The following is a 26,339-nucleotide window of genomic DNA, read 5'->3' as shown; positions in this document are numbered from 1 at the left end:
GGCAATGTCTTTTGGCTTCTTTGTTTCTCTGGCCGGAGATTGCGCGCTCTTGTGGCAACTAACGTGACCGCGAGACCCGAATGCCATGTCTGTTTTTCGTAAACTTCTGATTGCTTCGACCATTCTTCCTGTCATGGGACTGCATGAAGCCCGTGCCGATGTTTCTGTTCAGGAAGCGGGTATAAAGAAGCAGTCGCGACAGGTTGTTGCGCAGACAGGAAAATTACAGGCGGGTAAAATCCAGAGCGGTCTGTCGCAGGGTACAAAGTCGAAGACAACGGTAATTGTGGGCAATACAGGCCTCCCCGAGCAGATCAGTGTCAGTGCTGCGCGGCACCCGACTTCGGTGGATGAGATCGGCACCAGCATGACGATCATTACCGAACAGCAGATCCAGACGCAGCAGCGGCGTGCGTTGACGGATATTCTGGAGCGTCAGGTCGGGATGAATGTGGTGCAGTCCGGTGGGCCGGGTGCCACGACATCCATTATTATGCGTGGTACGAATGCGAACGAAGTCAAAGTCCGGCTGGACGGCATGGATATCAATGACGGCAGTGCGACCAATAATGCGTTTGACCCCGCGCAGTTCGCGACGGACGGAATGGGACGGATCGAGATCCTGCGCGGACCGCAGAGTGGTCTTTACGGCGCGGACGCAATGGCAGGTGTGATTGATATCACGACAGCCCAGGGGCAGGGGCGGTTTACGCCATTTGTCCGGATCGAGGGTGGTGAATACGGCACGTTCAATCAGGTGCTGGGCGCGCGGGGCAGTGCGGGGCGGTTTCATTATAATGTTGAACTGTCGCATTATCGGATGGACGGGTTCAACAGTATCCCCCGTTATGTCGAGAGATATTACGATGCTGACAGAGAGCAGCGGCGTAAAAACAATCGTAATGACAACCGGACGGCCAATATCCGTCTGGGTTACGATGTAACGAATAATTTTGATCTTGGCCTGACGACGCGGCTGATTCAGAGCAATTACCACACGTATTCGGTTTATGATCTCCAGAGCGAGAACGAATACGGTGACTCGAATGTCAGAGAGCAGAATAATAAGAACGAGGCGATTGTGCGTGGAACGGCGCATCTGGTGTCTGGTGGTGGATTTTTCGATCAGGTAATCGGCCTTGGATATATGACGACGCGCAATCGCTGGACAGAAACGGGAACGGATTACGGGAGTGCACTCAACCCTGATCCGGATTATTACAGATCAGATCGTCTGAAAATTGACTGGCACGGCACGTTCAATTTGAAACAGTATGGTTCTGTGCTGATTGGCGCCGAACATTTTCATGATACGTTCAACACGAGTCACACCTCGAGTGCTTCCTGGGATCCGGGTTATAATAATTCCGCCAGCATGGATACGACGGCCGGATACGGACAGTATCAGGGAAACTGGAACAAAATTCTCTATGGTGCGGCGAACGTCCGTTACGATGCGAATTCGCGGTATGGTAATCATGTGACCTGGCGTGTGGCGCCGGCAATCCATGTTCCGGGAACAGGAACGATTATAAAGGCCAGTGCGGGTTCGGGGTTTCATGGCCCTTCGCTTTATCAGCTGTTTGCGAAGCAGGTCGGGTCCGGATATGCGGAGCTGGGGAACCCGAATCTGAAAGCGGAGAAGCTCATTGGCTATGATGCCGGTATTGAGCAGAAGCTTTTGCATAATCATCTGAATTTCGGAGCGACCTGGTATGATAACCGGGTGAAAAACCTGATCGATTCCACTCTCGCGATCGACTCCTCCGGCAACTATATCTATTCGTCGGCTAATGTTGCGAAGGCCCGCATGTACGGTGTGGAGGCGTTTCTGAACTGGAAAGCTCTGGAGACGCTGGAGTTTAATCTGAATTACACTTGGACGCATGCGCGGGATGAAGAGAGCGGTGCGGTTTTACAGCGTCGTCCGCAACATAAATTCAATTTCAACACGACATGGACCCCTGTCCGCGATCTGACATTTTCAGGGAATATTCTTTACACGAGCGGCTGGCGGGATCTCCCGGTCGTCGGCTATGAAACATGCAGCATCTGTGCGAAGGGACACGGATATTTCACGATCGACATTGCTGCGAATTATAAAATTAACCGGTATGTTTCTGTTTTCGCTCGCGCCGATAATCTGCTGAATCGTCAGTATGAACAGGCGATAGGCTATCTTCAGCCCGGACGAAGTGGTTACGCCGGGTTTACGCTGACTTACTGACAAAACGGTGATGCGTTTGTCCATGACTGTTCAGGGCATCTGGCTGAGACCCGCCAGAGATCGCGGGGCTCGGGATACCGTTATGTTGCACAGACCAAGGTGCGGAAATCTGTGGTTCCCGTCTGGCAGATGTCCGCTATTTTCTTTTCTGATCAGAAGTTTTTCTGCTCTCATGCTTCTTTTTCTGATCTGTGGACTGTTTTCTTCTGGTCTGCAGGCAAAAGCGCCCTCACGGGTGATCTCCCTCAATCTCTGCACGGATCAGTTGCTGATGATGCTCGCAGAACCGGAGCAGGTTGCCGGCATAACGTCGCTGGCACGTGACTGTTCCGTTTCGGTTCTTTGTCAGGAAGCAAAACGTTTTCCTGTAATACATTCGGGAACGGAGACACTCCTGACGCAAAGAGCCGATCTGGTTCTTGGGGGAGATTATACGACGACGACAGCTTCGTTTGCCACGCAGTCCGTTGGCGTGCGCGTGGTAAAATTTCCGCCTGTGAACAGCCTTTCTGAAATTCCGGATCAAATCAGACGTATGGCGGAACTGCTCGGCGCTTCCGCGCGTGGGGAAGCCGTAATCCAGGTGTTTAATGAGCGGCTCGCCAGCCTGTCCTTACCGGTTAGGAGCGATGCACCGGTTGCTGCAATCTATACGGAGAACGGTTATATCACTGGCAAGGGATCGCTTCCTGACGATGTGCTTCGTCATGCAGGGTTCAGGAATTTCACTGCCACGCAGGGTAATGGATATACGCGGAGCGTACCGCTGGAGATCCTGATCGCGGCGCATCCGGATCTGCTGGTGTCCGACCCCGCCGGTGCGGACGTTTCTCTTGCCAGATCCATGCTCGATAATCCGGCTTTGCGAAGTACGTTCGAAGGACCTCATCGTCTGGTTATTCCGGCGGCCCGCTGGCTGTGCGGCCTGCCTCAAACACTTGATGCGCTTGTTGCACTTGTGCGCGCACGTCAGGCGCTGAAGGCAGGCCAGTGATTCGTCATCCGGATTTTCGTCTGATTCTGGTCCTGTCCTCGGGGCTGGCTGCACTGTTTGTTGCCGCTTTGTTCTGGGGAGAATCATCTCTTGATATTCCGGCAGCTTTCAGAGATCTGCTTGATGGACGTCATTCTGTCGGAGCGATCATTCTTGGACAGCTTCGTCTGCCGCGGGCTCTGCTTGCGGTTCTGATCGGTGGCACACTCGGACTGTGCGGCGCCGTTCTGCAGGGATATCTGCGAAATCCGCTTGCCGATCCGGCGTTGCTCGGCGTTTCCGGCGGTGCGGCGCTCGGTGCGGTGGTGGTGTTTTATACAGGGCTTTCGGCTGGTATCGGTCTTGCGCTGCCCGCAGGGGGGCTTGCCGGGGCGTTGCTGGCTGTTGTGTTGCTGCTGGGGCTGGCCGGACAGGGCGGAACGATGGCGCTGTTGCTTGCCGGGGCTGCATTGACCAGTTTCTTCGCTGCCATGACCTCGCTGACGCTAAATCTGGTTTCGAGTCCTTATGCATCCTTTGAAATTATGCACTGGCTTATGGGGTCTCTGGCAGATCGTACGATGACGCATGTCTGGCTGTGTCTGCCGGGGATTGTTGCCGGCTGCGGGCTGATGTTTTCCACGGCCCGGACGCTGGATGCGCTGACGCTCGGCGAAGACGTGGCGGAGAGTCTGGGATTTCGGCTTGATGGACTGTTTGGAGTGCAGAGTCGGGTCGTTGTCGGGGCTGCGCTGGCCGTGGGGTCCAGTGTCGCGGTATCCGGAGCAATTGGATTTATTGGCCTGGTGGTGCCGCATCTGCTGCGCCCTTTTACGGGACACCGTCCTGCCCGGCTGCTGGTTCCATCATTTCTCGGTGGAGCAGTTTTGCTCCTGTTGGCAGATGAACTTGCGCGCGTGATTCCCACCAGTTCCGAACTGCACGTCGGTGTTCTGACGGCGGTTGGCGGAGCGCCGCTCTTTTTCTGGCGGGTTATCCGACTAAGGCGGACGGGGGTATGAGTCGGGAGACAGGTGCGCTACGTGCTTCGGGGATATGTGTCCGCCTTGGTAAGCTGGATGTATTAAAAGATGTTTCGCTGGAAGCGCGGAAAGGTGAAGTGCTGGGGCTGATCGGACCGAACGGCGCGGGAAAGAGTACGTTTCTGCGTGTAATGGCGGGTCTTCGGCTGCCTGATACCGGGCGCGTTACACTGGATAATGTGGCTTTTGCCGCGATCTCACCAAACCGGCGTGCCCGACATATTGCCTTTGTGCCTCAGAATGGAGGCAGGCCGCCGCCCATGTCTGTATATGATCTGATTTCTCTTGGACGCTTGCCATTCGGCTGTGATCTGGCGAATCGGGCTGCTATTCTTCGTGCGATGGCCGAAACAGGCACGGAAATGCTGAAGAATCGTCCCGCTTCCGCGCTCTCTGGCGGGGAACTGGCGCGTGTCTTGCTGGCTCGGGCACTGGCGTCAGAGACTCCATACCTGATTGCAGACGAGCCGATTGCGGCGCTCGATCCTGCTCACGCTCTGTCCGTGATGACCCTGTTTCGTGATCTGGCGCGTAAGGGAACGGGCGTGATGGTTGTTCTGCATGACCTGACGCTTGCGGCCCGCTTTTGTGATCGGGTCGTTTTGCTGGACGAAGGACGCATTGTTGGATGCGGGATACCGGCAGACATCATGACTGATGCGGCAATGCGCGCTGTTTACAATGTGGATGTGAGACGGCTTGACGGGGCAGTTATCCCCTGGAGCCTGTTACGTACTGACGGGGACGCGATCCGGTAATTGAAGATGGGAACAGAAATGAATCTGATTTTTTGGATTGTTATCCTGTTTCGGGCAGACAGACTACCTGAAGTGGACGCTGACTATGCCTATAAATATCAGGGTAGTGAATAAGACTGTCGGGCTTAAGTGAATTCATGCCTGAAAGCTGGGTGTTCGTTGAACTCTGCCCGGATATGCTGTGAATTTCTGATGGTTGTTAATTGATCTGCAACTCAATAAATTTGCATAAGCGTAGATTTGTAATTATTTACATTAACTAGTGATTGTAAATAATATTTTTGTTGTTTAGTAATTGATATCCTAATTATATAAATACAAAAACAAATTATTTAGCACAGTTAAAAAATATAATTATTTATTTTCTCATGGTAAGTAATTTTTATTGTGATTGTGTTGGTTATTATTTAGAGTTGTCAAGCAAAATTTGGATTTGGTTGCATTGTAATCACGATGAAAACTTGGAGATCATCTATATAATATTCTCTGATTATCTGTGAATATTATATGGTGAATGCGGGTCAGGCAGCAATACCTGGCCCGGGAACGGTTAAGCAAAGGTGTCGAGTGAACCGTCGTCCGCGTTGCTGGCGGTGCTTGGGCTGCCTTCTGTCGTTGTCGAGACGACGTTACCAGAAGCATCTGTCACGGTAATTGTAATGGTGCCATTGCTGTTGATCGTCTGCGTTGTTGTGTCTGTGGAAGAGGCAGAAGAACTGCTCGAAGAAGAAGATGAGCTTGCGGACGACGAATCGAACAGGCTGGATACTGATGATGTACCGGAAAGGCCGGAGATGGAAGACGACATGGGATTACTCCTGTTGCTGGAACATCCCTATTTTCTCATTTTAGCCGTTGAGAAGACGTTAAGAGTGGCGTAACAAACAGAAACATTGTATGGCAGACTCCAAGTGTGCCGTCATGTGTCGGCATTTTGTTCTGTGACGGCTTTAATCAGAGCCGGTACTACCGCAGGATCGGCAAGAGAAGACAGGTCGCCAAGATTTTCTGTTTCTCCGGATGCTATTTTTCGTAGTACCCGGCGGACGATTTTTCCTGATCGCGTTTTCGGGATGTCACTCACAATATAGATAAGTTCGGGCGCTGCGTAACGACCGACACGGTCAGCGATAATGCCGGATAGTAAAGCAACTGACGGGGCGGTTTTGCTGCTGCGCGCTACGACAAATACAACGATCCCCTGGCCTTTCAGATCGTGGTTTATGCCGACAGCAGCAGCTTCGGAGATGGCGTGGCAGGTGGCGACGGCATCCTCGATTTCGGCAGTGCCGATGCGGTGACCGGAGACGTTAATCACGTCGTCCATGCGACCTGTGATCATGTAGTAACCGTTTTCATCGCGACGGGCGCCGTCTCCGGCAAAGTATTTTCCAGGACTGAAAGTGAAACAGGTTTCGCGAAACCTCTTGTGGTCATCCCATATTGTCCGGGCCTGACCAGGCCATGAGGTGGTGAAGCATAAAGCACCTTCGGCGGGACCGTCCGGAATGGTTTCGCCTTTTTCGGTTGTGAGAACAGCGTTCAGGCCGGGCAGGGGAGTGGTGGCCCATCCGGGCTTCATGGGCTGGGCGTCGGGGATCAGGCAGAGCATGCCACCGCCGGTTTCTGTCTGCCACCACATATCGGCAACAGGACAGCGTTGATGGCCGACAACATTATAGAACCATTCCCAGGCGTCCGGACTGATGGGTTCGCCGGCGCAGGCCAGGCGACGCAGGGACGCCAGCGAATACCGTTCCGGGACGGCATCGCCTTCGCGGATCAGGGCACGGATGGCGGTGGGGGCGGTATAAAGGCAGGCAACCTGATAGCGGTCAATGATCTCCCACCAGCGGCCAGGTTGTGGCCAGCCGAGCATGCCTTCGTAAATTACGGTTGTAGCGCCGGTGGCAAACGGACCGTAGACGACGTAGGTGTGACCGGTGATCCAGGCAATATCAGCAGTGCACCAGTGGACATCCTGCGGTTTCAGCGAAAGCGCCCAGTCCGTGGTGCAGGCAGCCCAGACCATGTAGCCGCCGGTGGTGTGGACCATGGCTTTCGGTTTGCCGGTGCTGCCGGAGGTGTAGAGCAGGAAGAGTATGTCCTCGGCGCGCATCTTTTCCGGTTCACAGGCCGGGGATTGCTGCGGGACGAGAACGTCGTAGCGGTGGTCGCGTCCTTCAGTCATTGGTATGGTGTCGCCTGTGACCGTGACGACGATGATGTTCCGTACGGAGCAGATGGTGCCTGCCTGTTTCAGCGCGGCATCAATGCTTGTTTTATGCTGGATTCGTTTGGCGCCACGGCGGCTGGTATCACAGGTGATGACGGTGACGGCCCCACTGTCGATCAGGCGTTCGGCGATGCCTTCTGGCGAAAAGCCACCAAACAGGACGACATGCACGGCACCGATGCGGGCGCAGGCAAGCATAGAGGCAATGCCTTCCACGACCATGGGAAGGTGGATGGCGACACGGTCGCCACGTTTCACGCCAAGGCTGCGAAGTGCGTTGGCAAGGCGGCAGACTTCCGCATGCAGGTCCCGGAATGTCAGAGTGCGGGAGACGGCGGTGTCGTCCGCCTGCCAGATCAGAGCGGCTTCATCGCCGCGTGTGGAGAGATGCCGGTCGAGGCAACTGACGGAGGCGTTGAGGACGCCGTCCTCGAACCAGCGGATGGAGACATCGCCATCAAAGGTTGCGTTGGACGCTGTTGTGGGGAAGGTGGCCCACTCTATTCGCCGAGCCTGATCCAGCCAGAAGCTTTCGGGATCGGAAGCCGCCTGGGCGCGCAGGACCGCGACCTGTTGTGCTTTGGCCGGATCGACATCAATGAGGGTGCGGATGGCCGGACGGTCCGGAATGTCGGTCACCAGATTTGTTCTCCTGACGCAAATGAGGCGACCATCTGATCGCCTTTGTCTTTTCGCTGGCTGCGCGCGGTCGGTTTTATTGCTTTTTCTGCCGCGTCAACCCCTTATCTGTAGAGCATTCTTTACCCGATGTGGAAAGAAACGTTTCCACAATGCTCCCTCATTGAAAGCTTTATATTCTAACGTAAGATCGCGCCACGGCATCAGCCTGGCATGCCTTAGCCTCTTCGTATTGTAGTACGCAGTGCGCCCGGATCTTTGAGGGTTGACGTAGCAGATACGGCAAAAAGGAGGAGACAAATCCGGATTATGCCGGGAGCAGTTTTACGACGGATATCAGTTTTTTTTCAAGATGAACATGGTTTCGTAAATCTGCGCGATTATTGCTCCTTATTTTAAAAATCAGCTGTGAATATGACAGATTAATCTGATGAAATAAGCACTTCTAAAAATATTACGAAGAGGTCAAATCGTGCGGGCAGGACGCATGCAACCGGAGACGGATAGTTGCTGCGTCAGCTTCGGGTGAAAGCATGTTACAGGTTTCGGTATTGTAGTGATCATAATTCGAGCGGTTTCCGTTTTGCTTTATTAATCTGAAGATCCACAATGCGGCATGGTTGAATCCGGGGTTTCTCAGCTAACTATGCTATCAGTTAAATATTCCGCGCGTTTTCAACTCAAGGGCAACAGCAGATCCGGTTGTCACGCATAACAGGTGACGCCGTGTTTCTGAACATGGCCAGCACAGTTGATCATGCGGGGATATATATTTTGATCATTTGCGAAGCGTGACTATGGCGCCGGGGCTGTTCTGTCACGCACGCGTCGGATTTTGGCTCATATGGCGCGACTTTGATCTGACGGATCAGAGAATGACGGCTTCAGGCTCGGGCGCGCGTCAGCACTGGATGGCTGACGTCGGGTAATCCTGGGGATTACAGATTGATGCAGGTGGAGAAGAAGTCGGACGTGTTACCTGATCATATGGCTCTGTCGAAGGCCGTGCGGAGTACTGACGCTAAAATGCAACAGCGCCTTATCGATTTGCAACAAATGTTTTTCAGTCGGATTGATCCGGACCCGGGCGTTGTGTAAGGCTTATTTACGGGTTGTATTTCTGACCCGGAACGTTTCTGAGGGGGGATGGTTCCGGGGATGATGCAGGTATTCGAGCATCACGCTCCCTGGGGGGTTTATGGTTGGTATAAAGATGGTTCGTCGCCGGCGGATCTGTGCCCGGTCAGTGCTGAAATGTTCCTCCGGTCTGGCCTGTGTGGCTGGGCTTGCCTGGGCGGCATCCTCAGCTTCTGCCGCCCCGGCGACGAAAAGCCCGCATCGTTTTGGTCATCATCCAGCGCTTGCCTCTGCTAAAAATGTCCCGGCGAAGGGAATGCCGTCGGCTGTCCGGCGCCATCCGGATCATGTAGAGGCGAAGACGAGTGAAGACGTTACAGTTCAGGTCTCGCGCCATGCGCGTGAAGGCGGAGGCGGAATGATGCGGGTGGAGACAGCACCGCATAATGTCCAGACGATTTCCAAAGCTTATATCAACATGCAAAGCCCGACGAGCACGGTGCTTGATCTGGTGAAGCTTTCGCCCAGCCTGAACGCCGTCAGCCCGGACAGCTCGGGTATGCAGGGCGGCGCCATCGAGATCCGTAGTCTTACCGATCTTGATATGGGACTGATGCTGAACGGTGCGCCCACGACCAATGCCAACTATCTGAACGAGACGGCGATGTCGGAGGATGTGGAATCCGTGACGGTGACTCCGGGCAGTTCTTCGGTCGATCTGCCGACAACTTCCGCGGCGGCGGGTGTGATGGATGAGCGGACTCACACGCCGGAAGCGAAAGCCGGCGGGATGATGGATTTCTCTTACGGTACGAACAATCTGTCTCGCGAATTTATCCGGCTTGAGAGCGGCGAGATCGGTAATACGGGCGTTAGCAGCTATCTCTCATATGGTCATTCTCACGCGCGTTCATGGATGGGCGCCGGCAGTAATGACATGCATCATATTGATTACGGCTTACAGAAGAACTGGGACAACGGAAGCCAGAATAATCTGTTTCTGTCATGGAATTATGAAGACTTCACAATCGATAATTATCCGACAGCTTCTGAATTCTACGACTATAAGCATACAGGGAACGGCTACGGGCGCAGCGCCGATCCGAAAAACGGGAATTACTGGCGGAATAATATCGATCACTGGAATCAGATTTTTCTGTCCGCGCCGCAACATATCGTGATTTCCAGGCGTGTGACGTTTGACTTGAATCCTTATTTCAATCTCGGACGTGGGTGGGATGGCGCCGACGGTGGGACAGCCGCCGCAGGAGAATATGTCAACTATCAGGGAAACCCTGTTGCAGCCGGATCTCAGCTGACATCCTATTATCAGCAGAATGCCGATACGATCGTCGGTGTGACAGCGAAAGTTGGCGTCGACATTGATCGCCATAATCATTTCTTTGTCGGCTACTGGTATGAAAACAACGATTCGGTTTTTAGTCTTCCGACCAGTCTGACTATGGCGAATGGTGCGAACCCGAGCCCGAACGCTCAGGCTTATCGTTTATTTACTGTCGGGGCGAATGGTTCTCTTCTGCCTGCGAACACAACTATTGATGGTGGTTACGAGATTCATTCGCTCTTCATCGGCGATACAGCAAAATATCTGAATAATAAACTTGTTGTTGATGCCGGTTTTAAATATGCAATGACAAATTACTGGGAAAAAACTTCCTTTAATACAGGGAGTGGCGGTAGCAGTGGTAAAAGCCGTCTGAGCGAAAACAGCACGGCGCCACTGCCCCATTTGTCGATTGCTTATCGGTTTAACGATCATCATCAGATTTATGTGAATGCTGAAGGGGATTTCAGGCAGCCTGATCCGACCAGCCTTGTAGGCAACAGCACAGGTCAGTTGCAGAAAAATCAATACTCTATCAAGGAAGAAATCGGGTACCGCTATAACGGACCGATCATTATTGCTGATCTGTCGTTCTTTAACTATGCAATCACCAATCGTCTGCTGACCACTTATATCGGTGCTAATGAGACGGGTCTGATCAATGCCGGTAACCAGACGGCGCGTGGTTTCGATCTGCAGTTCAGCACGCATCCGTGGCATCACTGGGCGCCGTTTTTCGGCTTCGAGTATCTTGATGCTCACATGGATTCAAATGTCCCGTATTCCTACGAAAATGCGGCAGGTCAGACGGTTAACACTTACATGCACACCAAAGGAAAGCAGGCTGTCATGGCACCGAAGGTGTCAGCGTCGTTTAATCTGGCTTATGATGACAGCCATTTTTTTGGGAATGTCGGGATCAAATATATCAGCTCGCAGTCAGTCACGATGGTAGGTGATGAACGGATGCCTGGTTTTGTGTCTGACAGTATTGCGATCGGTTATCATTTCAGACCATTCGGTTTTGTGAAATCTCCGACGTTTCGTCTGAATTTCAATAACATTACAGGTTCGATTGAGCGCACCATGCCAAAAGGTATTGCGACGAATCTGTATCCCACGATGTTGCTGAACGGCACTATGTCGTCGGCAGGAACAGGAGCGCAGTTTTATGTCATGCCGCGCTTTAATATGACGGGGACAATTTCCACGTCGTTCTGAGTGTTTCTGACAGAAAGAGGGATTCTGGGCCGGGCGAACGAAAGTTTACCCGGAATGATGCTCCACGATGCTTATTCAGATATCATCTGACCGGCAGCGGACAGCGGAACCTTTCGTGTCTGTCACACGTTGTAACGTTTACAACCGTGCGAACAGGAGAAGGGGATATGTCCGGCGTCATTATGTATCTGCAGCTTATGGCCTGGCAACAGCATCTTGGACGTGATCACACGTCTTCGTCTGGTCACGATGATTCTGACAGACCAGTCATGCGCCATCTGCCCGCTTCGGCGAAAGTGATTCGTATCCGGCCTGCTGCTTTCGCGCAGGTCAGAAAGGGTGCTATCGCGTCCGGCCCGGTCCGACGATTGTTTGGCAGACTGCCTGGTGCGACGCCGGATGACGCCCTGACCTGAAAAACAATTCAGGCACGAGGGATTTTATTCGTGCGGTCTGTGCGGTAAGCCAGTCATATGGCCGTATTATTGCGATATAAAGTGCTATGAATAGAGTTTCCATAGAGCTGGTTGCCCGAGATCCGGAAACTCTTGAGCGTGAAGTGGAAGATCTGCGTGCTTGTGTGCCCGGGATCAGCACGATCAATATTCCTGACCTGATGCGCTTTGATTTGCGAAGCTGGGACGCGGCTGCGCAGATTTCCGGACGGTTCGGTTCCGTGATTCCGCATATACGAGCGATTGATATTGATCCGGGCAAACCGCTTCCGGGTGTCGGAATGCCGGATCTGACTGAAATTCTTGTTGTGCAGGGTGATCCGCCGACTGATCTGAACCACCGGACCTTTCCGAACACATCAGAGACTATTATCCGGCGATATCGGCGAGAGGCGCCACACCTGAGTGTTTATGCCGCCTTTGATCCTTATCGGCGCGCGCCTTATCGTGAGCTTGAAGATGTTGATCGCAAGAAAGATGCGGGGGCGCGCGGGTTTTTTACACAGCCTGTTTTTGACAGCCGGATGCTGGATATGTGCCGGGACTGGCTGCGCGATGAGCAGGTGTTCTGGGGTTTCTCTCCGGTCATAGGCCCTAAATCACGTTCGTACTGGGAAACAACCAATCATGTCGTGTTCCCACGGAATTTTGAGCCGACGCTGGAGGCGAACATTGCGTTCGCTGAGACATCCATTCGGGATATTCGTGATGATGGCGGGAATGTCTATCTGATGCCGGTGAGAGTGAAGCTGGCTAGCTATCTGGGGCCGCTCGCGCGCGTGCTGACGGGATAGAATGGCCCCTTGCTTTGCCTGACAGTTGAAACAAAGCGAGGCAGCATTTTGTGGTCTGCCAGAAAGTGTCGGCTCAGGAAGCCGAAGGAGCGTTATGTTCCCGGCGCGTAAGACATCAGCGGAGAGCATCACTGATCAGTTCTGCGAATGTTTCGGATGAAGTTTCGTCCTGAAGCAACGGAGCCAGAAGACCGTCGATGGCAAGTACAGCGAGACCATGAACTTTCCCCCACAGGGCAGCTTTCAGGCCTGTGTGCGTGTGCGGCCCCTGAGTCTGGCCGGAGGTTTCGGCGACCTGAGTAAGCATTGCCGATGTGCGGTTCTGCGCAGCGGAGAGGCGGGGATGATTGCGGTCGATAGCATCGCTGCGGAACATGAGAGTAAAGAGACCGGGCCTGGTAATGGCGAAGTTCACATAGGCCATTCCGATTGCGTGATGATCCTGCGTGATAACAGGCTCCATCGTATCAGCGAGTTCCTCATAGCCGATAGCGGCTAAGGTGCTGAGCAGACCTGTGAGGTTACCGAAATGGGGCATGGCTGCCATAGGTGAGACACCTGCATGACGGGTGATGGCGCGCAGGCGGAGAGCTGTGATGCCTTCCTTCTCCAGCAGAGTTCGGGCTGAGCGCAAAAGAGCAGCCTGCATATCTCCATGATGATAGGTTTTCCTGGTTCCGGTTTTCGCCGTCACATTTCTCCTCCCGTCAAACTTTACATTGTAATTTTCACTTGACGAACGCTTTTGTGCCGGTTCATTCTTTACGATGTAAAGTTTTTTGGAAAGCATTTCAGGCTGTGCAGTCTGATATTTTGAAAAGGAAATGCAGTGCGCGCGTCTTTTTCACGTAAGACTGCCGGTGTGATTGCAGCAGGGCTGTGCCTTCTTGCCATCACGACGCAGGTCGGTGCCGCGCCACGAGCGGATAATTCCCGTCCGGGCACGTTGCTCAGTTCAGAACCTCTGCCTGATAGTTTCAGTCTGCCGGATGCGGGGAAAGCGCTGCGGATCAGATATCTGTCCACCAATGGGGTTACAGGAAAAGGTCTTGTCCCCGTGACGGCGGAGGTGATTCTGCCGCCGGGTGAGCCACCCGCCGGCGGGTGGCCCGTTGTGGCGTGGGCTCATGGGACTGTCGGACTTAATAGCAGCTGTACCCCTTCACTCAATCCTTATACCGAGCGAAATCGCCTGTATCTGTCCGCCTGGATGGAGCGTGGTTTCGCTATCGTCGCGACGGATTATCAGGGGCTCGGCACGCCTGGCGCGCATCCTTATCTGGATACCCGGGCTGAAGCTTATAATGTACTCGATGCGGTCCGGGCGGCTCTGGCCTCGGTCCCGGGTCTGAAGAACCGGGTGATGATTGTGGGGCAGTCGCAGGGAGGCGGAGCTGCCTTTGCTTCGGCCGCTTTCGCGCCGGAATATGCGCCGGATCTGGATATACGCGGAACAGTAGCGACCGGGGTGCCTTATATTACTCCGGAAATTATGCAGGCGCTTCTGAAGATGCCGGATAACGGGGCTGGCTATAATCCTGTTGTTGTTTACACGCTGTATCTCGGAGCGTCGCTGGCAGGTCGCGATTCCGGTTTCCGTCCGGAGGCCGGTTTCACACCGAAGGCAATGTCTGCGTATCGCGCGGCCTCCCGGCTATGTGTCGGGCCGATGACGGACAAAGTGAAAGAGGATGGCCTGACTTTCAGTAACACACTTCAGCCCGGTTATGCGAAAGCGCTCGGCCAGGCGCTGACGGATATGAAATATCCCACCCTGAAGCTGGCTCAGCCATTGTTTGTCGGAACGGGATCGGCTGACAGGGATGTACCGCCCCCTCTCCAGCTTGGACTGGTGAAAGCCGCCTGTGCTGCGGGTACTGTTGTGCAGGCTCACATCTATAAAGGTCTGGATCATTCCCAGACAGTCAATGCGTCATTGCCGGATTCTGCCGCGTTTACGGAGGCTGTGATGGCCGGACAGCCTGTTGCCGCGCAGTGTGCGCCACAGCCACAATAACGAAAGCTGCGGCTCAGGGCTGATTTCGCTTCACCATCGCTTCGAATCTGTAAGAGACATCCTGACGACAGGCTGTGCCAATGGCCCGTTTCCGGTGAACCTGTCACAGCCTGTCTTACATCAATTTTTTCCGAAGAGATGCGCGAGACCGGTTTCCAGCGAAACGGGCACGACACCAAGAGTTCTGACCATTGGTCCGATATCAAAGGCTTTATCTTCCAGCAGCCGCCGAATTTCGGCGGGGCCGATATCGGGCAGTCCGGGAGCCAGGCGCGTCAGGGCAGCGGCTGCGATCAGCGGTGCGGCCGGAACAGAGATGACTGGTCGGACTGTTAGCCCGGCAGCACGCGCAACAAGGTGAACGAACCCGCGATAATTCACAGGAGCGGCTCCGGCGATGACCAGACTGTGCGGACCGGTCCAGTTTTTATTGATGGCGGCGACAAGGCTGGCTGTTACGTCATTCTGATAAATGGGCTGAACCAGAGCGCGACCACCGTCCGGCAGCGGGATGAGGGGAAGATATTTCAGCAGGGCGGCGAGGCGCTGCACATTGTTTTCGCCCGCCGCGCCGTAAATCATAGTCGGATGCAGGATGACACCATTACGTCCCGAAGTGAGCAGAGCCTGCTCGCCCTGGAGTACGCCATTGCCGTGCGCATCCGGCCAGCGGGTGAATTTGCGGGTGCTGCCGAGAGCGACGATCCGGGCTTCTGGCGGCGCAGCGTTGAGTATTGCCGGGATATTCCGGGCATGGGCTGTGCAGACAACGATGGCAGCATCGGTCAGAGCGGCTTTCAGCGTGTTTGCCGGACCGGTAAGATCAACGATGCGGGGTTTCCGCAAAGAGCCCCCACCCGCCATATGTTCCCCAGGAGACAGGCCGACGCCGGCGAGACCGGTCCGATAGCGTTCGGGGTTCCGGATCAGAGGGATGATGTTATTGCCCTGCACAAGAAGCGTACGGCAGAGAGCGGCGCCGGAACGGCCGCCAGCGCCGATCACATGAATGCTGCAAGGCGTCACGGGCGTGGCGCGGTGGGTGCTGGAACTGCCGGGGGCGTCACGGGGGCTGTGCCTGCTGGTTCTGTGACGGGGGGAAGCTTACCTGGTGGCGGTGTTTTCAGAATATTGGGATCAACAGGTTCATCGGTCGTCATATCCGGATCCGGTGCGTTGTCCGGCGTTGCTTTTGCTGCTGAGGCCGCCTGGATGGTGAGACCGATTGCATCCGCTGTGCCAGGTCGGGTCGCCGTGGCGAGAGCCGCGACGACGGCTCCGAAGGGTAATTGCTGTTGCGGGGCGACGATGGCGGTGAGAGGACCGGCGCCGGGGCTGGCGATATAATTTGCGAGCTGGGCGCCGATACTGTCCGGCGCGCTTCCCTGTGGCGCGAGTGAGCGTTGCAGCAGCGGCACATAGGCGTCCGGGTCCATGCCCTGACCCAGTGCGGCGTTTTGCAGAAAATGAGAAACGAGGCCGTCGTCACGCCAGCTCAGATCGAGATGGCTGACATCAGGCGGTGTCATGCGTCCGGTCAATGCGTCGGCAGTCGATCCGTTGACATTGATAAAATCGCCGGAAAGGTCGAAGCGACCGAAAGTCGGGGCGTTCATGTCGAACTGTGAAATGTGCGTCACACCGGCACTGTAATCCATCATGGCGTTTATGACGACCGAGGCGTCCAGTCGTGCGTAGCCGAGGGTTTTAAGGATCGCCGTGCGCGGGGCAGTCGGCCAGAGGCGAAAATGTGTGAGACTGACAGCAACATGGCTTTTCTGGTCCGTGGTGTTGCTGAAACTGGTCAGGCGCTCGATGCCGACGATGGGTTGCATCACTTTACCGGGCTGGCCTGCTTCGCCTTTTGCCAGGAGATTTTCGATATGGGTGCTCTGCGTGCCGTCACGTGGCGGCACATGCTGGCCGTTCAGATAAGCGATGAATTCTGACGCCAGATCGTCACCGTCCGAGGAAAAGCGTTCAACGGAGAGGGTCAGAAGCGGATGAACGTCGTGGTTTGCGGCAAAGTGACCCAGAACAAGCCGGGACGCCCGCCCGGTTCCGAACTGGTCAAGCGCGGCGTTGTCCAGGGTGAGAGATACTTTTCCGTCTGCGGAATGTAACGTCAGGCCAGCCAGCTCGCCGTGATCGATCACGAGTTCCGGCAGCCTGTTCGATTCTGTCGGCAGAGTGAGCCCGTCCAGAGCCAGTCTACGGATATCTATGACGCCTTTTTCCACTATAATACGCATTGTGTGCGCGAGAACATGGTCGAACTGCAGCAGCTGGCTGCCGGGATTGTCCACAGAGGCGGGTTTCTGGTGAGCGCCAACCAGTTCCAGCGCCGCAGCGGTTATTGTGCCATCAGGCTTCTTGAGAGTCACATCCGTCAGCCGTGCGCCATGGCTGACAGGCATGGCGACAGCTCGCCCCCATGTCAGTTCCGTGCCGGGGGGCAACTGACTGCGGATCTGATCCAGTTCCATCGTCAGTTCGGTATTGGCCTGCCGGTGCATCCAGATCCAGCCGGCGCCGCCGAGACCAGCCAGGGCAGTGGCAGAGAGAATGGCGACGGTCAGAAAACTGCGGCGGCTGGTCATAAGGGCAAAGGTCTTTCAGGTCAGCGGGTTCCTGCTCTTTCTAACAGGAACCGTGCCGGGGAGCACCTGTCCGTGTCTGTATTCTCAGCAGGATTCGAAAGCGACAGCCGCTGTCAGGGAAACGTGAATTTATGGTTGCGGTAATATGTTACCGCAGTGAAAACATTAGAAAAAACAGAGAAAAACGTCGAAAGAGCGTCTTCAGTGTGCGATTCAGCTTGACGCGGCGTGTACGGATGAGCATTAAGGCGCCACTCAAACCGCTCAAGATTTCCGGACGGATATAAGACCAATGAAGACCACTCTCTCGCTTAAACCGGCGGAGGTGACGAAGAACTGGATCCTGATCGACGCCGAAGGCCTCGTTCTGGGTCGTCTCGCCACCATTGTCGCTCAGCGTCTCCGCGGCAAGCATAAGCCACAGTTCACTCCGCATGTTGATTGCGGTGACCATGTCGTCATCGTCAACGCGGAGAAGATTAAACTTACCGGTAACAAGGTCGGCCAGAAGCTGTTCCATTACCATACCGGCTATCCGGGTGGCATTAAGACGCGCACGATCAGTCAGCGCCTCGAAGGTAAAAACCCGAGTGAAGTGGTTGAGAAAGCCATTGAGCGTATGATCACGCGCGGCCCTTTGCAGCGTGCGCAGATGCGTAACCTGCATGTTTATGCCGGCCCGGCTCACCCGCATGACGGGCAGGCTCCGGTGAAACTGGATGTTGCGGCTCTGAATCGTAAAAACACCGCCATCGCGAAGAGTGGGGTCTGAAACCATGTCCGAGACTCTGGAACGCACAGGCACACTTGCTGACCTGAAAGACGTTGCTCCGGCCACTCTGGCTCCGGAAGCACCTGTTTACGAAGTTAAGCGCGATGCGCAGGGCCGCTCCTATGCGACGGGTCGTCGTAAAGAATCTGTTGCCCGCGTGTGGATCAAGCCTGGTAAAGGCGAGATCTCAGTGAACGGTCGTCCGATCGGCACCTATTTTGCCCGTCCGGTTCTGCGCATGCTGCTGACGCAGCCTTTCCTGGTTGCTGATCGCTACAATCAGTTCGATGTCGTCTGCACGGTGACGGGCGGCGGCCTGTCCGGACAGGCCGGTGCGGTTCGTCACGGCATCAGCCGCGCGTTGACGCATTATGAGCCAGGTCTGCGCAGCATCCTGAAGGCAGCCGGGTTCCTGACCCGTGACTCCCGTCAGGTCGAGCGTAAGAAATATGGCAGGGCCAAGGCTCGTCGTTCGTTCCAGTTCAGCAAGCGCTGAATCTGGTCCGACAGTTCCTTCGGGAACCGGGTTACAGAAAAGCCGCCGGCCTTCGGGTCGGTGGCTTTTTTTGGTCTGTTTCGATGTGCCGGAAGCCGCCAGGGAAAAGGCATCACAGATATTCATCCCCGTGCCGTGGATTATGTTTCCTGCGACCCGTATGTTTTCCGGTGGATGGAACAGACGGGAGAACTTGCGGATGAAAGGTGGCAGCTGGTTTCCTGTTTCCGTTAGCTCCCTGTTTATGTCGGGTATCGTCTGCATCGCAGTCGTGTTCAGTTGTCCTGCGGCATCGGCGAGGTCGGGCGCGTGCTCAGGTGTGAAATCCGAACAGGCAAACGGTGTGGCGGATGCGGTTACTGGATGGCAGCAGTATCTGGCCTGGTATCGGGCATACAGGCCGTGTGAGGATAGTGCGACAGCAGAAATTATGTCCGACAAAACGGAAATGCTGCTTGGTATGCACTGGGATGATTTCATGGCGCTTTCGCAGAAATTCACGGGGGATACGGCTCTGCGAATGTTTTTGCTAAAGCATCTGAACAGCACAAGTTCCGGTGATTATCTGGAGGCCATTCAGGAAAATGCTGCGGAAAACTGCACGGCTTCTGATACGGTGCTTTGTGGAGCGATCAGCCTGGCGGTGCAGCGTATTCGCCGGGTAAGGGGATAGCAAAAAATTGTTTGCCAGGCTAAAAACTCTTCAAAGGCCGCAGTCACTGCATCTGATAAAATCAGAGATTATTAAACGCTATTGATAAATGTCTCGATAATAGTAAGAAATTTCCGAGGCTTCTGTGCATGAAGCCAGTGCCCGGCGCCTTCGATTACATCCAGACGGTAGTGCGGAAACAATCTGCGCATTTCAGGGTAGTTTACCGGGCGGATATAATCTGATTCACTGCCAGCGACAAATAGCGTCGGACCATCGTACCGAACGCCCTCCGGTATCGCGGGCCAGTCTACGATTGCTTTCAGCGCATCATGGATTTCCGACAGACCGATGCGCCAGCACGGATGATCGCCGAGTTCCAGATTCTGAGCCATCAGATCCCGAACGCTTTTATCTTTGATGACCTGTGAAAGCCACTTGTCAGCTCCCGAAAGATCCAGCGTTGCGGGCATTGGTAACCTGATCAGTCCCTCCGCGATATCCTGAGTGTGAGCAAGGCCTCCCTCACCGGGGGCGATATCCGCGATCATCAGCGCATGAACATCATTCGGGGAAGTGAGCGCCAGCATCATGGCGGTTTTACCACCCATGGAGTGGCCAATGACAATGGCGGGCAGGGCATTATGCGCGGCCAGCGTCTCACGCACATCCGCTGCCAGGGTAGGATAATCCATCGGACCGTGAGGACTGTCGCCGTGATTTCGGAGATCCAGAGCCAGGGTTCGCCAGGTTGTGGAGAGGCTGCGCTGGAAGAAACCGAAATTTCGTCCTCTTCCGAACAGGCCGTGGAGGAACACGACCGGTGGCCGGTTGTTTGCAGGCATCTCAGGTCCGCGTTCAGTCACATTCAGCAGCACGACGTTTCGTAACCCTTTGTCAGATGGCAGGTCGTCATCAGAATTATACCGTCTGATGGCTGGTGCGACTGCATCATAAAACCGGGAGGTGCTCCGTGGTCAGGTATGCCTGATGTGACATTATTTTAACCGGAGAAATAATAAGTTCCTTTATGGCACGGACAGATTCTGTGACGCGCAAAGGTGCGTCTGTATTGTCGCACGTGCCGGCTCCGGCAGTGTTCCGATGACTTTTATTCTGCTGAACCCGTTCGGTCAGTCAGCAGGACAGACAGCCAGTCGGCAAAAACCTGCAGGCGCGGCGAAAGGTGTCGTCGGTGTGGATACAGCAGTGTCATGGCAACAGGGTCTGCTCGGTAAGCCGGCAAAACTTCAACCAGAGTGCCTGTGTCCAGATAAGTGGCTACGTCGAAAGCAGGAATCTGGATCAGACCAAGGCCTGCAAGTGTGCAGGCAATCAGGGCTTCGGCGCTGCTGACGGTCACGCGACCGGACATCTGAAGCGTATGGAGCCGCCCCCCCTCTGACCACTCCCAGTCTTCAATACGTCCGTTCGACGGTGACACATAGCGGACGGCCTGGTGATGTGCCAGATCCTGTGGCGTGGCCGGAACCCCATGTCCGGACAGATAGGTCGGGCTGGCAACATTGATCAGATCAAGCATGCCGATCTTTCGTGCGATCAGAGTAGAATCCTGAAGCGGGCCAACGCGCACGACGCAATCGACGCCATCTTCGATCAGGTTGACGGTGCGGTCGGTCACGCCGAGCTCGATATCGATTTCGGGATAGTGTGAAAGGAATGCGGGTAGGGCCGGGGCGACGATCAGGCGTCCGATCCGACCGGGCATATCCACACGAAGCGTTCCCCGGGGTGAGGTCCTGTCGCGACGAAACAGGCTTTCCGTGTCTTCAATATCCGCAATCAGACGTGTCGCGTGATCGTAGAAAGCGCGGCCATCCGGAGTGGCTGCTACAGAGCGCGTGGTGCGGGCGAGAAGACGTGTGCCGAGACGTGATTCCAGTTCCTGAATAGCGGTGGAAACGCTGGAGCGCGGCATATTGAGGGAGGCTGCGGCACGGGAAAAACCTCCTGTTTCAACGACGCGAACGAAGATGCGGAACAGGTCGATGCGGTCCATGGCTGCTCCTCCCTGTTTTCGCTGATTGTTCGGAAATTCTGACAGGTGTTGTCCGTTAATAGCAGATTTATCGTGAAACTTCGAACGATAAGATACCTTTTATAAATAAGGTCGGCGGGTAAAGAGCTGCCTGAAATGCGAAAGGGAACCGGAGATGTCTGATCATAGTATCAAGGGTAAAACGGTGCTCATCACCGGTGGAGCGAAGAATCTCGGAGCGCTTATCGCTCGTGAACTTGCTGAATATGGGGCAGCGGGAATCGCGATTCATCATCACGGCGATGCGACCAAGGCAGCGGCGGATAAACTGGTAGCGGAACTGACCGGAAAAGGTCTTAAAGCTGTGGCGTTACAGGGAGACCTGAGCTCGGCTGCGGCGAATGCGAAGCTGTTTGCGGACACGATTGCCGCGATCGGCAAACCGGATATTGCCATCAATACGGTCGGCAAGGTGCTGAAGAAGCCAATCCTCGATACGACCGAGGAAGAATTTGACAGCATGTTCGCCATCAATACCAAGGCAGCCTATTTCTTTATCAAGGAAGCGGGCAGAAACCTGAATGACAGGGGCAAGATCGTGACAGTCGTCACATCGCTTCTGGGAGCCTATACGCCGTTTTATTCGACCTATGCTGGCTCCAAATCGCCTGTTGAGCACTTTACGCGGGCAGCGTCGAAAGAATTTGGCGACCGGGGGATTTCGGTTAATGCAATCGGGCCGGGACCGATGGACACTCCGTTTTTCTATGGCCAGGAAGCGCCCGAAGCGGTGGCGTATCACAAATCTGCGGCCGCTCTGTCAGCGTTCAGCAAGACGGGGCTGACCGATATTGAGGATATTGTCTCCTATATTCGCTTCATGGTTTCGGATGGCTGGTGGATGACCGGACAGACAATTCTGGTGAATGGCGGTTACACAACGAAGTAACCATTGAGCATGCCAGAGGTTGTTTTGTCCCGTGCGGGTTAAAATGCAGCGCCTTTGATTATAGGATCGCAGGCCGGCCCACGATTGTCGCGGGCCGGCTTTTTGCCGGAGCACGCATGAGCAGAGACAAAATCGGGTTTCATCCGTTACTGCGCCGACGTGATGGCGGACATGCCCCGGTGACCAACGAGGAGCTTTTCTTCGATCTGGTCTATGTGTTCGCTATTACCCAGATCAGCCACGGATTGCTGCATCACCTGACACTTATGGGGGTTTTGCAGACGGCAGTCCTCTGGTTCGCGGCCTGGCTTGGCTGGCAGTATGCGGCATGGGTGACGAACTGGTTTGATCCACGCACACCGGCGATACGTGGCCTGATTTTCTCGACGATGGCTCTCGCGTTGCTTGTTGGTGCGGCCGTGCCGGAAGCATGGGGAGAGCGTGGCCTCGCTTTTGCTCTGTGTTATGTGGGAATGCAGGCCGGACGTTCTGCTTTTATTGTGTGGCAACTTCCGTCATCTCATCCGCTGGCTCCGAATTATCGTCGTATTCTGGGCTGGGTAAGCATTGCCGGATGTTTCTGGATTGCAGGCGGGCTCGTCAGTCCGGTCTGGCGTCTGCCATTCTGGATCGTTGCTGTTCTGTGCGAATATATTTCGCCGATGTTCGGATTCGCGCTGCCCGGTCTCGGCCGGTCGCGGACGCGGGACTGGACGATCGACGGCGCGCATCTCGTTGAGCGCTGTCAGCTTTTCACGATTGTCGCGCTGGGCGAAACGATCATGGCATCCGGCCTGTCGATGGCGGAGAGGGAGCTGTGGACGCCGCCGGCACTACTTGCGTTTCTGGTCAGCTTTCTCTGCTCGATTGCCATGTGGTGGCTGTATTTCGGAACTTCTTTGAAAGAGGCCGAACATGCAATTACCCGTTCGGACGATACCGGGCGGATGGGGGCGTATTTCCATTACATTCATGCAGTGCTGATCAGCGGGATTATTATCACGGCTGTCGGAACCGATCTGCTTCTGGAAAACCCGATGGAACATGCGGAAGGATCTCATGCCGCGGTTATGATCGGAGGCCCGGTCATCTATCTGCTGGGTACGGCCGTCTATAAACGTGTCGCGGGTGGCCGCTTTCCTTGGTCTCATGTTTCTGGCGCGGCGGCTGTGCTGGCTGTCGGCTTTGCCGGCAGATTTCTGCCGATGCTGGCGCTGGCAGGACTCGTGACACTTGCTCTGCTTCTGGTCGGAGCCGGAGAAAAGGCGGGTCCCGAGCGCGGTCTGGTTTGATGGTGCTGGCCGAAATGGAAATATCGCTGCCGTAAAACCACCTCTGCCTGCATTCGTTTCTGCAGGAGCGGGCATAACGCTCCACCAGAGGAGACTAATAAGGATGACGACAGGACATATTCTTATCACGGGTGCCGGAACCGGTTTTGGCCAAGAGGTTGCGCTGCGTCTTGCCGAAAGCGGGCACAGGGTAATTGCGGGCGTGGAGATCGCCGCGCAGGTCAGGATGTTGCAGGAGACCGCGAAAAGCCGGAATGCGACACTTCAAGTTGAGAAACTTGATGTCACCGATCCGGGAGATCGTCAGAAGGCGCAGTCCTGGGATGTTGAGGTGTTGCTGAACAATGCCGGCATTTCCGAAGGCGGGTCGATGGTCGATATTCCAGCTGAAAATCTGCGTCGTCAGTTTGAGGTGAATGTCATCGGGCCGGTCATGCTGACTCAGGGGCTTGCGAAAAAAATGGTGAAGCGACGGAAAGGAAAAATTGTTTTCATGTCCTCTGTGGCGGGATTGACGGTGGATCCGTTTTCCGGCGCGTATTCGGCTTCCAAACATGCGATCGAGGCGATGGCAGAGGCGCTTTATAAAGAATTGCGTGAGTTCGGCATTGAAGTCGCCACGATTAATCCGGGGCCGTTTCTGACCGGGTTTAACGATCGGATGTTTGAGGCCTGGAAAAGCTGGCTGGATGATCCGGCAACGCGACTTTTTGATTATGAGAAAATTGCGTTTCCCCACGAGCAGTACGATCCTGAGCCGGTGTTTGAGACAACAATCGGAGTTCTGACGGGTAAGATCGCACTCTATCGGAATGTTGAGCCAAAAGAGATTATTGATCAGCAGAAGAGCCAGCTGGCCGGTATCTGGGACCGTCGTTATACGGATGATCAGGGAACGCGGTCGGATCTGGTTCAGAAAGCTTACGATATCCGACCAGGCACTCATATCTGACCGAAGAAAAGGTTACGATCGCTATAAAACGTCGCTGACGCCATCGACAAGCACAACAGGATCTCCCTGCGTGCTTCGTTCGATCCGGGCCTGTACGCCAAAAGCCTGGCTGAGACCGGCCGGTGTGATAACATCTTCGACAGCACCCCGGGCGATGACCCGGCCAGTTGACAGCATTACGGCAGCATCGGTCCGGCGCAGCGCCATTGTAAGGTCATGCAGGACGATGACCGTGATCATGTTGCGTGCTTCGGTTTCGCGTCGCAACATTCGCATCACTTCGAACTGATGCCGCAGGTCGAGAGCGCTGAGCGGTTCATCGAGCAGGAGGAGGGCCGGAGAGCGGGCCAGGGCCTGAGCCAGTCCGACGAGCTGGCGCTGGCCGCCCGAAAGCTCATCCAGAAAACGTAAGGCGAGATCTGAAATTCCCAGACAGGCCAGAACAGATTCAGCAGTTTTGAAGGCGTGGTCATTGGCGCGCGTGCCGCCAGCCTGCATGGAAATCAGGATTGTTTCCATTGCCTGTATGTGAATGGGCGGCGGCAGGGTCTGTGGCATGTAGGCGCAATATTTTGCCCGTTCGGGCGCACGCATGGCCCCGAGATCATGCGGACCAAGCCATACCGGTCCCTGAACCGGAAAGAGTCCTGCAATCGCACGTAATAATGTTGATTTTCCGCTGCCGTTGGCTCCCAGAAGCGCGGTGATTGTGCCACCTGGCAGTGGTCCGGTTTCGACTGCATCCAGGACCAGGCGGCGACCTCGGTGGCCGGTGAGTGGTCCGGCGCACAGGAATGTGGTTTCGGAGATCACGACGTTGCCCGGTTCTGCCGGAGAACGATCACCAGAAAGAACGGAATTCCGACAAGAGCGGTTACGATTCCGACCGGGAGAACCTCGCCGGAGATAAGATTTTTCGCGGCGATGGCAGCGGCCGACATGATGATGCCGCCCACCAGGATACTCCCTGGCAGATAAACGCGATGATCTTCTCCGAGAAGACGCCGGGCGATATGAGGTGCGACCAGACCAACAAAAGCAATGGTTCCTGAAAAAGCGACGGCCAGAGCGGCAAGAATGCTAACACGCAACAGGGAAGCGAGGCGGATACGCGGTACATCGACGCCGAGGCTGGCGGCGCGGTCCTCGCCCATGCGGAGGGCTGTGAGTGCCCATGCGGAACGCAGCGACCAGGGGAATATGATGGAAAAAGCCGTGTTCAACACGGCGATTTTCGGCCAGGTGGCACGGGTGACACTACCCATGGTCCAGAATACGAGTTCCTGCAGGGCATCTTCTGAAGCGAGAAACTCCAGCAATGAAACGAGAGCCTGGAAGGTGAAGACAAGAGCAATACCGAACAGCACCACAGTGCCTGTTGCCGCGCCACGCCATCGCGCGACCAGATCCAGCAGCAGGGCGGCACCAATAGCGAAAATGAAGGCGTTGACAGCGACGATCCACTCTCCGCCTATCCAGGGAAGCGGCAGACGCCAGCCGGGCACTATGGCCAGTGAAGCGCCGAAAGCGGAAGCGGCAGACAGGCCAAGCGTGAACGGGCTGGCGAGCGGATTGTCCAGGATCGTCTGCATTTCCGCGCCTGCCAGCCCCAGAGCTGCGCCGGTAAGGATCGCCATCACCGCGAAAGGAAGACGGAGTTTCCACACGACGACCGTATCAGCCCCCCCGTTATCGCCGCCAGTCAATGTCCGCAATACATCCGTCAATGACAGATGCGCGGGCCCCAGCGACAGATCTGTCAGAAAACAAACGATAAGAACGGCGACAAGACCGGCCAGGATACGGATACGTCGCCACATGAGTGCGCGGTAGGCCTGCTGC

At 55.2% G+C, this 26,339-nt stretch carries 23 protein-coding genes; 15 read left to right on the top strand and 8 right to left on the bottom strand.

Features of this window, described 5'->3' with window-relative positions; all coding sequences use genetic code 11:
- Positions 1 to 85 precede the first annotated feature (85 nt).
- The 5 genes from GOB90_RS10645 (at position 86) to GOB90_RS10625 (ending at position 5,882) form a co-directional block, all read left to right on the top strand.
- Positions 86 to 2,227, top strand: coding sequence for a TonB-dependent receptor plug domain-containing protein (locus GOB90_RS10645; protein WP_146887602.1), 2,142 nt, complete (start codon positions 86 to 88; stop codon positions 2,225 to 2,227).
- 172 nt (positions 2,228 to 2,399) lie between these two features.
- Positions 2,400 to 3,221, top strand: coding sequence for an ABC transporter substrate-binding protein (locus GOB90_RS10640; RefSeq protein ID WP_146887600.1), 822 nt, complete (start codon positions 2,400 to 2,402; stop codon positions 3,219 to 3,221).
- Complete coding sequence (locus tag GOB90_RS10635; RefSeq protein ID WP_146887598.1) at positions 3,218 to 4,222, top strand: FecCD family ABC transporter permease; 1,005 nt, start codon at positions 3,218 to 3,220, stop codon at positions 4,220 to 4,222. Before GOB90_RS10640 ends, GOB90_RS10635 begins: the two co-directional genes overlap by 4 nt.
- The gene (locus GOB90_RS10630) at positions 4,219 to 5,001 is read left to right on the top strand and encodes an ABC transporter ATP-binding protein (protein ID WP_146887595.1); all 783 of its coding nucleotides are present in this window, start codon (positions 4,219 to 4,221) and stop codon (positions 4,999 to 5,001) included. The genes GOB90_RS10635 and GOB90_RS10630 overlap by 4 nt, the downstream gene beginning before the upstream one ends.
- Before the next feature lie 560 nt (positions 5,002 to 5,561).
- Positions 5,562 to 5,882, top strand: a complete 321-nt coding sequence (locus GOB90_RS10625) for a hypothetical protein (RefSeq protein WP_173572045.1) — start codon at positions 5,562 to 5,564, stop codon at positions 5,880 to 5,882.
- Positions 5,883 to 5,920: 38 nt separating this feature from the next.
- Here the strand turns inward: GOB90_RS10625 and acs are convergent, their stop codons facing one another.
- The gene (gene acs, locus GOB90_RS10620; protein WP_261765950.1) at positions 5,921 to 7,837 is read right to left on the bottom strand and encodes an acetate--CoA ligase; all 1,917 of its coding nucleotides are present in this window, start codon (positions 7,835 to 7,837) and stop codon (positions 5,921 to 5,923) included.
- 1,252 nt (positions 7,838 to 9,089) lie between these two features.
- On the opposite strand from acs, the gene GOB90_RS10615 reads away from it, so the two are divergent.
- The 3 genes from GOB90_RS10615 (at position 9,090) to GOB90_RS10605 (ending at position 12,768) form a co-directional block, all read left to right on the top strand.
- Positions 9,090 to 11,519, top strand: coding sequence for a TonB-dependent receptor (locus GOB90_RS10615; RefSeq protein WP_146887589.1), 2,430 nt, complete (start codon positions 9,090 to 9,092; stop codon positions 11,517 to 11,519).
- 167 nt (positions 11,520 to 11,686) lie between these two features.
- Complete coding sequence (locus GOB90_RS10610; RefSeq protein WP_146887587.1) at positions 11,687 to 11,935, top strand: hypothetical protein; 249 nt, start codon at positions 11,687 to 11,689, stop codon at positions 11,933 to 11,935.
- Positions 11,936 to 12,021: 86 nt separating this feature from the next.
- Positions 12,022 to 12,768: a methylenetetrahydrofolate reductase gene (locus tag GOB90_RS10605; protein ID WP_146887585.1), complete on the top strand. Its 747-nt coding sequence runs from the start codon at positions 12,022 to 12,024 to the stop codon at positions 12,766 to 12,768.
- A 115-nt stretch (positions 12,769 to 12,883) separates the two neighbouring features.
- On the opposite strand, the gene GOB90_RS10600 is transcribed toward GOB90_RS10605, so the two are convergent.
- On the bottom strand, positions 12,884 to 13,417 hold the full coding sequence (locus GOB90_RS10600) for a TetR-like C-terminal domain-containing protein (protein ID WP_146887674.1): 534 nt from the start codon (positions 13,415 to 13,417) through the stop codon (positions 12,884 to 12,886).
- Positions 13,418 to 13,597: 180 nt separating this feature from the next.
- On the opposite strand from GOB90_RS10600, the gene GOB90_RS10595 reads away from it, so the two are divergent.
- Entirely contained in the window at positions 13,598 to 14,785 is a 1,188-nt protein-coding gene (locus GOB90_RS10595) for a lipase family protein (RefSeq protein WP_146887583.1), read from the top strand.
- 120 nt (positions 14,786 to 14,905) lie between these two features.
- Here GOB90_RS10595 and GOB90_RS10590 read toward each other — a convergent pair whose 3' ends face one another.
- The gene (locus tag GOB90_RS10590) at positions 14,906 to 15,811 is read right to left on the bottom strand and encodes an SDR family oxidoreductase (protein ID WP_146887580.1); all 906 of its coding nucleotides are present in this window, start codon (positions 15,809 to 15,811) and stop codon (positions 14,906 to 14,908) included.
- On the bottom strand, positions 15,808 to 17,385 hold the full coding sequence (locus tag GOB90_RS10585) for a 3-demethylubiquinone-9 3-methyltransferase (protein ID WP_146887577.1): 1,578 nt from the start codon (positions 17,383 to 17,385) through the stop codon (positions 15,808 to 15,810). Before GOB90_RS10585 ends, GOB90_RS10590 begins: the two co-directional genes overlap by 4 nt.
- Before the next feature lie 292 nt (positions 17,386 to 17,677).
- Here GOB90_RS10585 and rplM point away from each other — a divergent pair, with 292 nt between their 5' ends.
- The 3 genes from rplM (at position 17,678) to GOB90_RS10570 (ending at position 19,326) form a co-directional block, all read left to right on the top strand.
- Complete coding sequence (rplM, locus tag GOB90_RS10580; RefSeq protein WP_146887575.1) at positions 17,678 to 18,157, top strand: 50S ribosomal protein L13; 480 nt, start codon at positions 17,678 to 17,680, stop codon at positions 18,155 to 18,157.
- A 4-nt stretch (positions 18,158 to 18,161) separates the two neighbouring features.
- Positions 18,162 to 18,653 (top strand): 30S ribosomal protein S9, encoded by a 492-nt coding sequence (gene rpsI, locus GOB90_RS10575; protein WP_146887573.1) that lies wholly within the window; start codon positions 18,162 to 18,164, stop codon positions 18,651 to 18,653.
- 430 nt (positions 18,654 to 19,083) lie between these two features.
- Entirely contained in the window at positions 19,084 to 19,326 is a 243-nt protein-coding gene (locus tag GOB90_RS10570; protein WP_146887570.1) for a hypothetical protein, read from the top strand.
- Positions 19,327 to 19,397: 71 nt separating this feature from the next.
- Here GOB90_RS10570 and GOB90_RS10565 read toward each other — a convergent pair whose 3' ends face one another.
- Complete coding sequence (locus GOB90_RS10565) at positions 19,398 to 20,183, bottom strand: alpha/beta fold hydrolase (protein WP_146887568.1); 786 nt, start codon at positions 20,181 to 20,183, stop codon at positions 19,398 to 19,400.
- Positions 20,184 to 20,416: 233 nt separating this feature from the next.
- The gene (locus GOB90_RS10560) at positions 20,417 to 21,325 is read right to left on the bottom strand and encodes a LysR family transcriptional regulator (RefSeq protein ID WP_146887566.1); all 909 of its coding nucleotides are present in this window, start codon (positions 21,323 to 21,325) and stop codon (positions 20,417 to 20,419) included.
- Positions 21,326 to 21,479: 154 nt separating this feature from the next.
- Between GOB90_RS10560 and GOB90_RS10555 the strand changes: the two genes are divergently transcribed.
- From GOB90_RS10555 to GOB90_RS10545, 3 genes are all read left to right on the top strand, one after another.
- Entirely contained in the window at positions 21,480 to 22,253 is a 774-nt protein-coding gene (locus tag GOB90_RS10555) for an SDR family oxidoreductase (RefSeq protein WP_146887564.1), read from the top strand.
- A 116-nt stretch (positions 22,254 to 22,369) separates the two neighbouring features.
- Positions 22,370 to 23,545, top strand: a complete 1,176-nt coding sequence (locus GOB90_RS10550; RefSeq protein ID WP_146887561.1) for a low temperature requirement protein A — start codon at positions 22,370 to 22,372, stop codon at positions 23,543 to 23,545.
- Between the two features lie 103 nt (positions 23,546 to 23,648).
- Positions 23,649 to 24,497, top strand: coding sequence for an SDR family oxidoreductase (locus tag GOB90_RS10545; protein WP_146887559.1), 849 nt, complete (start codon positions 23,649 to 23,651; stop codon positions 24,495 to 24,497).
- A 21-nt stretch (positions 24,498 to 24,518) separates the two neighbouring features.
- On the opposite strand, the gene GOB90_RS10540 is transcribed toward GOB90_RS10545, so the two are convergent.
- Both GOB90_RS10540 and GOB90_RS10535 read right to left on the bottom strand, forming a co-directional pair.
- Positions 24,519 to 25,310, bottom strand: a complete 792-nt coding sequence (locus GOB90_RS10540) for an ABC transporter ATP-binding protein (protein WP_261765948.1) — start codon at positions 25,308 to 25,310, stop codon at positions 24,519 to 24,521.
- Positions 25,307 to 26,317, bottom strand: a complete 1,011-nt coding sequence (locus GOB90_RS10535; protein ID WP_242011950.1) for a FecCD family ABC transporter permease — start codon at positions 26,315 to 26,317, stop codon at positions 25,307 to 25,309. Before GOB90_RS10535 ends, GOB90_RS10540 begins: the two co-directional genes overlap by 4 nt.
- Positions 26,318 to 26,339 lie beyond the last annotated feature (22 nt).

The organism is Acetobacter oeni (assembly GCF_011516825.1).
In the GTDB taxonomy this organism is placed as follows: Bacteria; Pseudomonadota; Alphaproteobacteria; order Acetobacterales; family Acetobacteraceae; genus Acetobacter; species Acetobacter oeni.
The sequence above is the reverse complement of the archived record's forward strand: the minus strand, read 5'-3'. Positions and strand labels throughout refer to the sequence as shown.